General features: G+C 30.9%; 16 protein-coding genes. 9 read left to right on the forward strand and 7 right to left on the reverse strand.

Annotated elements, in window-relative coordinates; genetic code table 11:
- Positions 1 to 35: 35 nt before the first annotated feature.
- The 7 genes from WG951_RS04650 to WG951_RS04680 all read right to left on the reverse strand — a co-directional run bounded on the left by WG951_RS04650 (position 36) and on the right by WG951_RS04680 (position 4,327).
- Positions 36 to 500 carry a nuclear transport factor 2 family protein gene (locus WG951_RS04650; protein ID WP_105049029.1) on the reverse strand — a complete coding sequence of 155 codons (465 nt, stop codon included), beginning with the start codon at positions 498 to 500 and terminating at the stop codon, positions 36 to 38.
- Positions 501 to 654: 154 nt separating this feature from the next.
- Entirely contained in the window at positions 655 to 1,410 is a 756-nt protein-coding gene (locus WG951_RS04655; protein WP_105049030.1) for a LytR/AlgR family response regulator transcription factor, read from the reverse strand.
- Positions 1,411 to 1,591: 181 nt separating this feature from the next.
- The gene (locus WG951_RS04660; protein ID WP_105049031.1) at positions 1,592 to 1,903 is read right to left on the reverse strand and encodes a 2TM domain-containing protein; all 312 of its coding nucleotides are present in this window, start codon (positions 1,901 to 1,903) and stop codon (positions 1,592 to 1,594) included.
- 4 nt (positions 1,904 to 1,907) lie between these two features.
- On the reverse strand, positions 1,908 to 2,195 hold the full coding sequence (locus tag WG951_RS04665; RefSeq protein ID WP_105049032.1) for a 2TM domain-containing protein: 288 nt from the start codon (positions 2,193 to 2,195) through the stop codon (positions 1,908 to 1,910).
- Between the two features lie 2 nt (positions 2,196 to 2,197).
- A complete protein-coding gene (locus WG951_RS04670) occupies positions 2,198 to 2,521 on the reverse strand; it encodes a 2TM domain-containing protein (protein ID WP_105049033.1) in 324 nt (107 codons plus the stop codon).
- Positions 2,521 to 3,882 carry a 2TM domain-containing protein gene (locus WG951_RS04675; RefSeq protein ID WP_105049034.1) on the reverse strand — a complete coding sequence of 454 codons (1,362 nt, stop codon included), beginning with the start codon at positions 3,880 to 3,882 and terminating at the stop codon, positions 2,521 to 2,523. The genes WG951_RS04670 and WG951_RS04675 overlap by 1 nt, the downstream gene beginning before the upstream one ends.
- A gap of 31 nt (positions 3,883 to 3,913) precedes the next feature.
- The gene (locus WG951_RS04680) at positions 3,914 to 4,327 is read right to left on the reverse strand and encodes a DUF2141 domain-containing protein (RefSeq protein WP_105049035.1); all 414 of its coding nucleotides are present in this window, start codon (positions 4,325 to 4,327) and stop codon (positions 3,914 to 3,916) included.
- 616 nt (positions 4,328 to 4,943) lie between these two features.
- On the opposite strand from WG951_RS04680, the gene WG951_RS04685 reads away from it, so the two are divergent.
- The 9 genes from WG951_RS04685 to argB all read left to right on the forward strand — a co-directional run bounded on the left by WG951_RS04685 (position 4,944) and on the right by argB (position 13,982).
- The gene (locus WG951_RS04685) at positions 4,944 to 5,561 is read left to right on the forward strand and encodes a GNAT family N-acetyltransferase (RefSeq protein ID WP_105049036.1); all 618 of its coding nucleotides are present in this window, start codon (positions 4,944 to 4,946) and stop codon (positions 5,559 to 5,561) included.
- Entirely contained in the window at positions 5,558 to 6,733 is a 1,176-nt protein-coding gene (locus WG951_RS04690) for an argininosuccinate synthase (protein WP_105049037.1), read from the forward strand. The genes WG951_RS04685 and WG951_RS04690 overlap by 4 nt, the downstream gene beginning before the upstream one ends.
- 90 nt (positions 6,734 to 6,823) lie before the next feature.
- Positions 6,824 to 7,807, forward strand: coding sequence for an N-acetyl-gamma-glutamyl-phosphate reductase (gene argC, locus WG951_RS04695; RefSeq protein ID WP_105049038.1), 984 nt, complete (start codon positions 6,824 to 6,826; stop codon positions 7,805 to 7,807).
- Positions 7,808 to 8,050: 243 nt separating this feature from the next.
- A complete protein-coding gene (gene proC, locus WG951_RS04700; protein ID WP_105049039.1) occupies positions 8,051 to 8,842 on the forward strand; it encodes a pyrroline-5-carboxylate reductase in 792 nt (263 codons plus the stop codon).
- 4 nt (positions 8,843 to 8,846) lie between these two features.
- On the forward strand, positions 8,847 to 9,977 hold the full coding sequence (locus WG951_RS04705) for an aspartate aminotransferase family protein (RefSeq protein ID WP_105049040.1): 1,131 nt from the start codon (positions 8,847 to 8,849) through the stop codon (positions 9,975 to 9,977).
- A 75-nt stretch (positions 9,978 to 10,052) separates the two neighbouring features.
- Complete coding sequence (locus tag WG951_RS04710) at positions 10,053 to 11,249, forward strand: glutamate-5-semialdehyde dehydrogenase (protein ID WP_105049041.1); 1,197 nt, start codon at positions 10,053 to 10,055, stop codon at positions 11,247 to 11,249.
- 86 nt (positions 11,250 to 11,335) lie between these two features.
- Positions 11,336 to 12,100: a glutamate 5-kinase gene (gene proB, locus WG951_RS04715; RefSeq protein WP_105049042.1), complete on the forward strand. Its 765-nt coding sequence runs from the start codon at positions 11,336 to 11,338 to the stop codon at positions 12,098 to 12,100.
- A gap of 85 nt (positions 12,101 to 12,185) precedes the next feature.
- Positions 12,186 to 13,124: an acetylornithine carbamoyltransferase gene (locus WG951_RS04720; RefSeq protein ID WP_105049043.1), complete on the forward strand. Its 939-nt coding sequence runs from the start codon at positions 12,186 to 12,188 to the stop codon at positions 13,122 to 13,124.
- 81 nt (positions 13,125 to 13,205) lie between these two features.
- Complete coding sequence (gene argB, locus WG951_RS04725; protein ID WP_105049391.1) at positions 13,206 to 13,982, forward strand: acetylglutamate kinase; 777 nt, start codon at positions 13,206 to 13,208, stop codon at positions 13,980 to 13,982.

Below are 13,982 nucleotides of genomic sequence, written 5' to 3' on the forward strand. Positions count from 1 at the left end.
ATAAAGCTATTTTTTATGCAGTTGATTAAGTATTCTTATTTTTTTATAAAAATATCTAATCGGTTGTTGGTAGTTTGCTGAATTTTATTTCTCATAAAAGAGGTCCATCCCATTAAATAACCAGGAAGTCCCATTGCTTGCTTTGTCCAAGACCATAAATCAAAAGTGTCAAAATGTTGTATAATTTTACCATCCTTAAATTTAAAATCCGCAGAAACTCTATTAACCACTTTTCTTTTCTTGTCTCCATAAAGATATTCTGCAACCCAATTTGCTTTTCCGCTTTCTGCAGTTGCTTCTATATTACTAAAGTTAATAATAGTATCTTGTTTTTTCTGAGAAAGTAGCATTTCCCACATTTTAAAAGCTCTATCTCCTTCTAACCTACCAAATACAGCATCTTTAAAGACAATATCTTTATGATAACATTCTAGCATTCCTGTTACATTTCCATTAGAAAATGACGTGTAAAACTTCTTTATTACTTCCTTATTATCCATTTAGTTGCTGTTTTTTAATTGAGTTTAATATTAACGATGATATCACATCGTTTCAAAGTCCAATTATCAGAGGTTAGCGAAGTTATAAGAAAATACGCATGCAAACAAATCTAACTACAAACCTAGAGCTTCCTTTAAGAGTAAATTAACGGTTTCAGTCAATCCAATTTTTAAAATCTTTTACACGTTCTCTACTTACAATAATTTCTGTTTCGGTATACGAATCTAAAATCAATTTTAAACGAGAATTAGAAAAAGCAACAATGTCTTTTATCGCATTTATGTGTATAATAAAAGTACGGTTTACTCTAAAAAAATGTTCAGGGTTTAATTGTTCTTGCCAATACTCTAAAGAATTATCTAACAGGTGATTTCTATTTTCTTTGGTATGAATATAGGTCGATTTATTTTCGCTATAAAAACACTCCACCTCATCTATATTTATAATTTTTATATGCTGTCCGACTTTAATTGTCAGTCTTTTCTTGAATTTTCTATCTACCGGATTGACCAATAATTTACGAATGTCATCTAAGTTTACTTGAACATCTGTTTGTTTTGGTTGATGTTCTTTAAACTTATCTACCGCAACTTTTAGTTCGTCTTCATCTAAAGGTTTTAATAAATAATCGATGCTATTTAGCTTAAAGGCTTTTAGAGCATATTCATCATACGCAGTCGTAAAAATAATAGCAGATTTCACTTCAATTTCTTCAAAAATCTCAAAAGATAAACCATCAGAAAGCTGAATGTCTAAAAATATTAAATCTGGATGTTCATTGTTTTGCAACCAATTTAAAGACTCTTCTACAGAATGTAACATCTGCTGAACTTCTAAATTTAAGGCTGCTAACATTCGGTTTAACCTTCTTGCTGCCGGTTTTTCATCTTCAATTATTAATACGTTCATGTGTTATAGGTTTGTGGTTTGTGGTTTGTGAAAAATAAAAAAATTAAAATTAAACGCAAAGTTCGCAAAGAGTTTTCGCTAAGAGCGCAAAGAAAAAAATATAAAACTGTTCCTTTATTCTAATTTGTGCAAAAAACTCTGTGAATCTCAGCTTTTTCTCCGTTAATCTCTGTGTAAAACCCTACTTTTCCATCAATTCTTTTATTTTCTTTTCTTCCCAATCTTTACCAAAACCTAAAGATTGAAACCCGAAAACTCCCATCCAATGAAAAAACATTCCGATTCCCCAGAAAAGCCACGTAGAATATACTCCAAAATTAGAAAATGTATCTATAAAATTGTATCCACTTTGTGTTAAGCCAAAAATAATAACTCCGCTTATAAAAATGTTTACCAACACATACACTATTAAATGCACGTAAAACCCCTTAATAGCTTTTACTCTCTTTTTTGCTCTTATGTAACTCGCTTCTTGCGTAAAATCTTGTTGCATAACCTTAATTTTTATCGTTCATAAATTCTTGAATCTTCTTTTCTTCCCAATCTTTTCCTAAACCCAATAAGTTAAATCCAAAAACGGATAACCAGTGAAAGAAAAGTCCTGTTCCCCAACCACAAACAGAAAACCAAAACCAATGAAAATGAGGTTCGAATTTTAAGTTTGTAAAAATGATTACAGGAATTATAATACAGTAAACACTTAAATGTGTATAAAATCCTTTTATCTTTTTTACCCTTTTTTGAGCTTTATAATAGCGTTGTTCTTTTGTGAAATTAGATTCCATTTCTATCTTCTTTTATGTTGTTCGTTCATATATTTTTCAATCTTCTTTTGTTCCCAATCTTTGTCTAGAAACAACGACAACCCAAAAGTATTTAAAGCCTGAAAAACAATCCCAATTCCCCAATAAAACCAAATTTTATAATTATGATAATTAAACAACGCCTCGTTAAAAGTGTCTCCGTCATTTACATCTCCAACTATAAAAATTGCACTTAAAAAAACATTTACAACCACATACGTTGCTAGGTGCTTATAAAATTTACTAATTTTTTCAACTCTTTTCTTAGCTAAGATATATTTCTGCTCTTGTGTAAATTCATGTTCCATTACCTTCTGTTTTTATGTTGGTTCTCTTTATTCATCATTTCTTTAATCTTTCTTTCTTCCCAATTACTACCTAAGAAAATATTGTAATTGTTTACTTCTAAAAAGTGAAACGCTAATCCCATTCCCCATCCAAAAATTGGAAACCAAAACCAATGAAATCCTGGAGAAAATCTTAAATTGATAAAAATTAAAAAAGGAATTACAATACAGTAAGAGACTAAATTTTGATAAAATTCCTTTAATTTCTCTACTCTTTCTACTGCTTTTACATATTTGCTATTTTCTAAATCGTCTGTGTACATAATATCGTTCATTTTATATAAGAGAGGTAAACTCACCTTAAAAGTTTTGTTGTTGTTTTCTATTTTCACTCCTTTTTGAGTGATCAATCCATATCGATCTGCAATATTTTGCAACCCAACTTTGGTGCTTTTTCCTATTGCTTCTTTAGGATTTACGTTGTTTTCTATAATTAAATAACCATCTTCTTCGTAAATTGATACTGTTAAAGGCTTAGAAGAAGAAACCACATTGTGTTTTACTGCATTTTCTAACAATAGTTGTAAAGAAAGTGGCACAATTTTTAACTCATTAGTACTTATAGTATCTGGAATATTAAATTTCACAGCATCTTCAAAACGCATCTCTAAGAGTTGCATATATGTTTTTGCAAATTTCAATTCTTCATCAATGGGTACTAAATCTTTATTTCTTTGTTCTAAAACATATCTATATACTTTAGATAATTTTGTGGTAAATTTTTCTGCTTGCGCAGGATTTTCGCCAATCAAACTGGTTAACACATTTAAACTATTGAATAAAAAATGTGGATCTAATTGATTTTTTAAAGACTCAAACTTTGCCGTTTCTGTTTTTGCTACAATCTGTTGCTGTGTGCTTTCTTGCGTCATGGCAGATTTCCAATTGACCATAAAGCCTTTGGCATGTAAAAAAGCAGCTACACCTAATGAAAATATAATAGCAAATAAATGTACCCAAACTAAATATCCTTTAAAAAAATTTTCAACCGAATTCCCAAAAAGAAGTATATATTGAATGTAGTGAATTATTAAAACAGCAATAACAGTATATATAACGGTAGCAATTATTCCGGACCAAACCCTTTTATTGGTTTCTTTAACCCAATCCCATTTTGTATTTAAATATTCATTAATAATTCCATTTCCTAATCCTAAGGTAAAAGAATACATTCCCGAAATTAAAAAAGTGAAACCAACTCCCTTTAAGTTAAATTGCTGATTTATAACTACAAAAATACTTCCTATAATTAAAGTAAGCTTTGTACAAACTATAAAATCGTGTTTAATTTTATTATAGATATTTGTGTCTAATTTCTTCATTTTTGGGAGTTAATTTAGTAAAATAAACATACTAAAATTTAATTTCTAAAGATACATTTTTATCAGTAACACTAAATTTTGCATCGTCAAATTTAGGTGGACCAAAACTCATTACATTATTAGAAGCTCCATAATCCTCTAAAGGCATTCCATTCGTTTTAAAATCCATTTTATGATTCTCATTTTTATCATGAAAACAAATAATGGCATATTCGCCAGGTTCTACATTTTTAAAAGTTACTGTACTTTTACCGCTGTTAATCATCACATTATTAGACTGTAATGGCTTCATTCTAAAATTAGTTTTGTCATACAAAGCAAAAGCTACTTTACCAGTATCTGAAGTAATATTTACAACAGTTGCTGTTATGGTGTTGTTTTGAGCTGTTACTTTGTTTGTAATAAATAACATTGCGGTTGCTAAAATTGCGAAGATAAATTTCATAATAAATTGTTTTTAATGGTTAATTATGATACAAAGATGCAGCAGAAGTCTTGTTTTTTAAATTAAAGAATACCGAGTTGTAACTTTTTAAGGCTGAATTGTAGTTTTTATATTAAATGAGGTTTTAATTATAAAATACACTTCTATTTTTAACAAAAAAATTATGAAAAAAAGATTATTTAAGGTATCTGTTGATTTATTTTTAACGCAAACTTCAAATTTGTTTAAATTTAATAAAACTCACAAAAAACCGCTGCATTTTTGATAATACTTTTAAAAAAATATATACTTTAGCCGTATGATTACTACAAGAGAAAATAATTTATGTACTACAATAAGTCCCAGCTTGCGCTTGCGCAACCGCCGTCGCTAATATTCTACACTAGCAACAAATCAACTTATTACAGTATTTATCCATTTATTTTTTTATCGTGAACATTTCTTACAAAACTTACTTTCAATTTTTCGTTATTTTAACCAATAACAATATTAATGTACGACGTAGTTTCTCTATTCGCCCTTTGGGTGTTTAGACTATTATGGAATTTAGGTGAGTCCGATTCTGCATTCAAACAAATACAAACAACAACTTTAATAAAATTAAAAACACAATGCAATGGAAATTGTAATTGCTAACAAATCACATACTGTTTACGCAGATATTATTTGCAAAACAATAGAAGATGCTGCTCAGGTTAGAGGAACAGGTATCGCAAAAAGAAAACCAGAATACGTTGCCACAAAAATGGAAAACGGTAATGCAGTAATTGCCTTAGATAATGGTAAATTTGCAGGGTTTTGCTATATAGAGCAATGGGGACACGGTAAATTTGTTGCCAACTCTGGTTTAATTGTACATCCCGATTATAGAAATATAGGACTTGCTAAATCTATTAAACAAGTAATCTTTAAGCATTCTAGAACTAAGTTTCCAGATGCAAAAGTTTTTAGTATTACTACTGGTTTAGCAGTAATGAAACTAAATAGCGATTTAGGGTACAAACCGGTAACTTTTTCTGAACTTACAGACGACCAAAGCTTTTGGGATGGTTGCCAAACGTGTAGAAACTATGATGTTTTAACAAGAACAGATAGAAAAATGTGTTTGTGTACAGGGATGTTGTTTGACCCAAAAAACAATAATAAAGAAGCGTCTAAAGAAGTAAAAGAGAACGTTTTTCAAAAATTAAAAAATATTAAACAGAACTTGTTTCTAAAAAAAGATAAAAAATGAAAAAATTAGTTATTGCGTATAGTGGTGGTTTAGATACTTCTTATTGTGCCGTTAGTTTATCAAAAGAATATGATGTGCATGCCGTAAGTGTTAACACTGGTGGATTTACAACAGAAGAAATTAAACATATAGAAAGTAACGCCTACAAAATGGGAGTTACTACTTATAAAAATATTGATGCCGTTGCTACTTTTTACAATAAAGTAGTAAAGTATTTAATTTTTGGTAACGTTCTAAAAAATGCTACTTATCCGCTTTCGGTAAGTGCAGAAAGAATTATTCAGGCAATTGAAATTGTTGAATATGCAAAAAGTATTGGTGCAGAATATATTGCACACGGAAGTACAGGTGCAGGAAATGATCAAGTACGTTTTGATATGATTTTTCAAACCTTAGCTCCTAATATTAAAATTATTACTCCTATTAGAGACCAAAAATTAACAAGACAAGAAGAAATAGATTATTTAAAGTCTGAAGGTATTGATATGCCTTGGGAAAAATCTAAATATTCGGTAAACAAAGGGCTGTGGGGAACGAGTGTTGGTGGAGTTGAAACATTAAAATCTGAACTTCCTTTACCTAGTGAAGCATACCCTTCTCAGTTAGAAAAAGAAGGTGAAGAAAAGGTTACCTTGACTTTTAAAAATGGTGAATTTATTGCCTTAAACGGACAAGAAAACAAACCAGAAGTAAATATTGAAAACCTAAATAATATTGCATCAAAATTTGCAATTGGTAGAGATATTCATGTTGGAGATACTATTGTGGGTACAAAAGGTAGAGTTGGTTTCGAAGCTGCTGCTGCTTTAATCACCGTAAAAGCACACCACTTGTTAGAGAAACATACCTTAACAAAATGGCAATTACAACACAAAGAGTATTTATCTAGTTTCTACGGAATGCATTTACATGAAGGTCAATATTTAGATCCTGTAATGAGAGATACCGAAGCTTTTTTACAAAGTTCTCAAAAAATGGTTTCTGGTAATGTAGTGGTTTCTTTAAAACCTTATCATTTTTCTTTAGACGGAATTATTTCTGATCACGATTTAATGTCTAGTGCATTTAGTACGTATGGTGAAGAAAATAAAGCTTGGACAGCTGATGATGCAAAAGGATTTATTAAAATCTTAGGAAATCAGAATAAAATATATAGACAAGTAAATCAATAGTGTTGAAAATAGGTGTAATTGTTTAACTGTTTATTAAGCAACCAAACAATTACACGATTAAACAATTACACGGTTAAACATTTTTAAGAAATGAAAAAATTAGAAGTAGGAATTATAGGTGGCGCAGGTTATACAGCTGGTGAATTAATCAGATTATTATTGAATCACCCAGAAACAAATATCAATTTTGTGTACAGTACTTCTAATGCTGGCAATAAATTGTACAAAGTACATCAAGATTTAATTGGTGATACAGAAATAGATTTTACAAGCAAGATAAATACAGATGTTGATGTTTTATTTTTATGTTTAGGACATGGAAATTCAACTGCTTTTTTAGAGAAAACTACTTTTTCTGACAAGACAAAAATTATTGATTTAAGTAATGATTTTAGATTACTTGCTGATAAAAACTTTGAAGGAAAAGAATTTGTCTACGGTTTACCAGAACTAGACAAAGAAAGTATAAAAACAGCAAAATACATTGCAAACCCTGGTTGTTTTGCTACTGCTTTACAATTGGCAATTTTGCCTTTGGCTGCAAATGGGTTGTTACAAAATGACATTCATATTAATGCAGTAACTGGTGCAACTGGTGCAGGAACTTCGCTTTCTGCAACAACACATTTTACTTATAGAGATAATAATTTTTCTCATTACAAAGCATTTAATCATCAGCATTTAGGAGAAATTAATCAGTCTGTAAAGCGTTTACAAAGTGATTTTAATTCGGAAATTAACTTTATGCCAAATAGAGGTAATTTTTCTAGAGGAATTTTTGCAACCACTTACACAAAGTTTGAAGGTTCTATAGAAGAAGCTACTAAAATGTACAAAGAGTATTATAAAGATGCTGCTTTTACATTTGTTTCTGATACCGATGTTCACATGAAACAGGTTGTAAACACAAACAAGTGTATTATTGGTTTAGAAAAACACGGTAATAAATTACTAATTACAAGTACTATAGATAACCTTTTAAAAGGAGCTTCTGGAGCAGCAATTCAGAATCTTAATCTAATGTATGGTTTTGAAGAATCGTTAGGTTTAAATTTAAAAGCGAATTATTTTTAATCGCAGAGCGATAGCCAAGAATTTATTTGACAAAAGAGTGCCTTGTAATTAGAATAGTAAGAAATAGGTTGTTAATTATTTACTAGCCCGCGTTAGCGATTGAAACGGCATCCTTTTTTAGAGGTACGATAAAAAAGATATAGTATAAAGCGCGACCTTTAGGGAACGCCCAAAATAGATTCCTGATTTTACAGGAAAGACAAATTAAAGAACAAGGTTTTTAACTTTGAAATATATTTTATTATGAAAGTAGCAATTATTGGAGCAGGAAGTTTAGGACAATCTATAGCCAAGGGTTTATTAAAAAATAAGGTGGTGAGTTCTTTGTATTTAACAAAAAGAAACACCCACTCTATTAAAGGTTTTGATGACCATAACGAAGTTATTTTAACTTCTAACAACGAAGAAGCTATTAAAAATTCTGATATTTTAATTTTTGCGGTACAACCACGCCATTTAGAAAATATCTTAAACACTGTAAAACCGTTGTTAAAAGAAAATCATGTTTTAATTTCTGTAATTACAGGATTTTCTCTAGATAAAATTGAAGCAATTGTTGGAGCCGACAAATATATTATTCGTTCTATGCCAAACACAGCTGCTTCTGTTGGGCAATCTATGACCTGTCTTTCTCCGAATACAAAAGGAAAAGAAAAAGTGGAATTGGCAAAAACTATTTTTAATAGTTTAGGGCTTTCTATGGTAATTCCGGAAGAACAATTACAAGCAGCTACGGTTATTTGTGCAAGTGGTATTGCTTTTTGGATGCGCTTAATCCGTGCAACAACACAAGGTGCTATTCAATTAGGTTTTGAAGCCGATGTGGCACATGAATTAGCAATGCAAACTTGTTTTGGAGCAGCTACTTTATTAAAAGAATCTGGCAGACACCCAGAAGCAGAAATAGACAGAGTAACCACTCCTGGTGGTTGTACAATTGAGGGTTTAAACGAAATGGAGCACCAAGGTTTAAGCTCGTCTTTAATTACAGGAATCAATAAATCTTTTGAGAAAATCAACCAAATAAAAAACTAAAATCATGCCATTATTTAACGTTTACCCTTTATATAATGTAACTCCAGTAAAAGCAAAAGGAGTTTATGTTTATGATGATAATAAAACAGAATATTTAGACTTGTACGGAGGTCATGCCGTAATTTCTATTGGTCATTCGCATCCTAAATATGTAGAAGCTGTTTCTAAGCAGGTTTCTAAATTAGGTTTTTATTCGAATGCAATTCAGAATCCTTTACAAGTTCAATTAGCTAATAAATTAGAAGCACTTTCTGGTTGTAAAGACTACGAATTATTTTTATGTAATTCTGGTGCAGAGGCTAATGAAAATGCTTTAAAATTAGCTTCTTTTAAAACCAATAAATCTAGAGTTATTGCTTTTAGAAATGGTTTTCATGGTAGAACTTCTGCTGCGGTTGCTGCAACTGATAATAAAAATATTATTGCACCAATTAACGCACAACAAAAAGTTACTATTTTAGATTTAAATGATATTGATAGCGTAAAAACAGAACTAGAAAAAGGAGATGTTTGTGCCGTTATTGTAGAGTTTATACAAGGAGTTGGTGGTTTAGACCAAGCAACTGCAGAATTTTTTGAACAAGTAGATGTACTTTGTAAAGCAAATAATACTTTTTTTATTGCGGATGAAGTACAGTCTGGTTACGGTAGATCTGGTAAGTTTTTTGCTTTTCAGCATTATAATGTAACTCCAGATGTTATTTCTATTGCTAAAGGAATGGGAAATGGTTTTCCTATTGGAGGAATTTTAATTCACCCAAGCATCGAATCTAAATTTGGAATGTTAGGAACTACTTTTGGAGGAAATCACTTGGCTTGTGCTGCAGGTTTAGCTGTTTTAAATGTTATTGAAGAAGAAAACTTAATAGACAACGTAAATGAAATGTCTTGCTATTTCTTAAAAATTGCAAAGACAATTCCGCAGATAAAAAATATTAAAGGAAAAGGATTAATGCTTGGTTTAGAGTTCGACTTTGAAGTTGGAGAATTACGCAAGAAATTAATTTACGATTATCAGATATTTACTGGTGGCGCCATGAATAAAAATTTGTTAAGAATTTTACCTCCATTAACTATCAATAAAGGGCACATCAATCAGTTTTTTGAAGCTTTGGTTGAAGCCTTGGAAGAGTAAATAATTATAAACACAGAATTCGATAAGATTTTTTAGAATTGATACTGAGAACTGTAAACTGAATACTAAAAGAATATGAACACGTTATTATCCATAGAAACTAGAAACGCCGTACTACTTACAATGGCAGAACTTCTTGAAAAAGAAAGAAAAGCTATTATTAGCATCAACAAAAAAGATTTAGAAGCGTATAAAGGTGATGACATTTCTATGTTTGATCGTTTAAAAGCAGATGATAAGAAGGTTGATGAAATGATTGCTGCTGCTAAACATTTAGCTTCGCAAGATGACCCTGTAGGTGTAGAGCGTTTTAGCTTTAAGCATGATAACGGAATGCAAGTGTATAACAAAACAGCTTCTTTTGGTACGATTCTTATTATTTATGAATCGAGACCAGATGTTACTGTAGAAGCAGCCGGTATTGCATTTAAATCTGGAAATAAAATATTATTAAAAGGTGGTAAAGAATCTTTACAATCTAATTTAAAAATTGTAGAATTATGGCACCAGGCTTTAAAAATGCACAATGCTTCTACAGATTGGGTAGAATATTTACAATTTAACAGAACAGAAACACAAGCATTTTTAGAAAAACCAACTCAGAAAGTAGATTTAATTGTACCAAGAGGTGGAGAACGTTTGATTGCTTTTGTGAAAGAACATGCTACTTGCCCCGTTATTATTAGCGGACGAGGAAACAACTTTGTGTATGTAGAAAAAGAAGCCGATTTAGATATTGCTGTTGATGTAATTATCAACGGAAAATCTAAAATATCTGCTTGTAATGCAGTTGATAAAGTATTAATTGATAAAAACTTACCAAATAAAGAAGCGTTTATCAATAAACTAATTGCTAAATTAAATGCTGCTAAAATTCAGGTTTTAGGGGATGCAACTGTTGCTAAAAACCATAAATTAGAAGAGATTTCATCAAATGAAGTTTGGTACGAAGAGTTTTTAGATTATAAAATTGTTATTGGTGAAATAGCTTCTAATGCTGACGCTATTGCCATGATTAACAAATATGCTGGCGGACATTCTGCTGCCATTATTACAAAAGAAATTAAAGTTGCTAAAGTATTTATGGAAAACGTAGATACTGCAGTGGTTTATCATAATGCTTCTACTCGTTTTACAGATGGTGGTCAATTAGGTTTGGGTGGCGAATTAGCGATTAGTACAGACAAATTACACCAACGTGGGCCAATTGGTTTACAACACTTGGTTACCAACAAATGGTACGTTCATGGAAACGGACAAGTGAGAAGTTAAAAAAATTAGTTGGCAGTTTTTCAGTCGCAGTTGGCAGTCAAAACTACAGTCACAGTTTACAGTAAGCAGTTGAAAAAATAAACACAATGCAAAAAAAGAAACGAATTTTACTAAAAATAGGTTCTAACACACTTACTAAAGAAACAGATAATATTTCTAGAGGTAAAATTGAAGATATTGCAAACCAAATTGCAAAACTACAAGATACTTGCGAGTTTATTATTGTGAGTTCTGGCGCTATTGCTGTTGCAAAACAGTTTGTAAAATTAGAAAGCAAACACGAAGAAGTTTTTGTAAAACAGGCTTTGGCTTCTATTGGTCAGCCACATTTAATTAGAATCTATCAAGAAATTTTTAGAGAATACGGTTTGTTGAGTTCTCAATGCCTTCTCTCCTATTCAGATTTTGAAAAGCAACAAAGTAAAACCAATATTGTAAACACAATTAATGTGTTGGTAAACAATAATTACATTCCAATTATTAACGAAAATGATACGGTTGCAACCGATGAAATTCAGTTTGGTGATAATGATAAACTAGCCGCTTTAACGGCTACTTTATTAAATGTAGATTTGCTAATTATTGCCACAAACACCAACGGAATTTACACCAAAGAGTCTTTTAAAAACAACGCGCCAGAAACTATTTTGGTGGTTGAAGATTTTGACCATTTAAAGGATGAAGTTGTAAATTCTAAATCATCCCACGGAAGTGGTGGAATGGCTTCTAAAATTGAAGCTGCAGAACTTGCAAAAAACGCAAACATAGAAACTTGGATTGTAAATGGTTTAGAAGACAATTTTATAACCAATGCTTTTGATAATAAGGTTGCGTTTACAAAAATAAAATAAAAAGTGTAACTCTTTAAAAGTGTAATTATTTAGTAGTCTAAGTACTTTTAAATAATTTAACGATTTAAACGATTAAACAATAAAAATGAAAAATTACATCTCTATAAGCGACATAGAACATATTGACAATTGGATTCTAGAAGCGAAAGAAATAAAAAGAAAACCTCTAAGTAATAATCACTTAGGAAAAAACAAAACATTAGGATTGTTATTCTTTAATTCGAGCTTACGTACGCGTTTAAGTACCCAAAAAGCAGCATTGAATTTAGGCATGGATCCTATTGTGATGAATGTTTCTGGTGATGCTTGGGGAATTGAATTTGGAGATGGAACTGTAATGAACGGAAACACAGCAGAACATATTAAAGAAGCTGCCGCTGTAGTATCTCAATATTGCGATATTATTGCTGTTAGAGCTTTTCCTACCTTAACGGATAAAGAACTAGACGAATCAGAACAGATTTTAAATTCATTTGTTCAATTTGCTTCTGTACCCGTTGTAAGCATGGAGAGTGCAACAGGTCACCCATTACAAGGGTTAACAGATGCTATTACTATTTCTGAAAATACAACCAAAAAGAAACCAAAAGTGGTTTTAAGTTGGGCGCCACATGTAAAAGCTTTACCACATGCGGTTGGAAATAGTTTTGTACAAGCTATGCAAAAAATGGATGTTGAATTTGTAATTGCAAATCCAGAAGGATATAATTTGAATCCAGAAATTACAAAAGACACACCTATTTATCACAATCAAGAAGAAGCTTTAAAAGATGCCGATTTTGTATATACTAAAAACTGGAGCTCTTATGAGGATTACGGAAAAGTATTAAAAACAGATTTAGATTGGATGATTACCAAAGACAAAATTGGTGATGCTAAGTTTATGCACTGCTTGCCGGTTAGAAGAAATGTTGTGGTAGAAGATGCCGTTTTAGATTCTGACAACTCTTTAGTTATTGAGCAAGCAAATAATAGAACTTATGCAGCTCAATTGGTATTAAAAAAGATATTAGAAAATAACTAACGTCATTGCGAGGTAAGAAGTAATCTACCTAATTAAGAAATTGCTTCGTAATTCTTCCTCGCAATGACAGAAAAACAAAAAATGGAAAAACTATCAATCATAAAAATTGGAGGAAACATTATAGAAGATGAAACTTCTTTACATGCTTTTCTAAAATTATTTTCTAATTTAGAAGGGAACAAAATTTTAGTTCATGGAGGCGGAAAACGCGCTACTCATGTTGCTTCTAAATTAGGCATCGAGTCTAAAATGGTAAATGGTAGACGTATTACTAATGCAGAAACTTTAGAAGTAATTACCATGGTTTATGGTGGTTTGGTTAACAAAAATATAGTTGCTAAATTACAGGCATTACAAATAGATGCCATTGGTTTAACAGGTGCAGATATTAACAGCATACAATCAGAAAAAAGACCTGTAAAAGAAGTAGATTTTGGTTTTGTGGGTGATGTAAAAAAAGTAGCTTCTAATGCTATTGATAAATTAATAAAAGCCAATTTTACACCAGTATTTTGCGCTATTACGCACGATGGTAACGGTCAGCTACTAAACACCAATGCAGATACTATTGCAAGTACCATTGCAGTAGGAATGAGTAAAATCTACGAAACATCCATTTATTATTGTTTTGAATTGAATGGTGTTTTAAAAGATTTTAATGATAAAAATTCGGTAGTTAAATACATCAACACAAACACCTATAAAGAGTTGTTAAAAGATGAAATTATTACTGACGGAATGATTCCTAAAATAGACAATTGCTTTGATGCTTTAAACAACGGAGTAGCAAGAGTACATATAGGAAACACATCTATGTTGACAAAAGAAAACGATAATTTTACAACCATTACATTATAA

Origin of the sequence: Polaribacter butkevichii (assembly GCF_038024105.1) — a bacterium.
GTDB lineage: Bacteria > Bacteroidota > Bacteroidia > Flavobacteriales > Flavobacteriaceae > Polaribacter > Polaribacter butkevichii.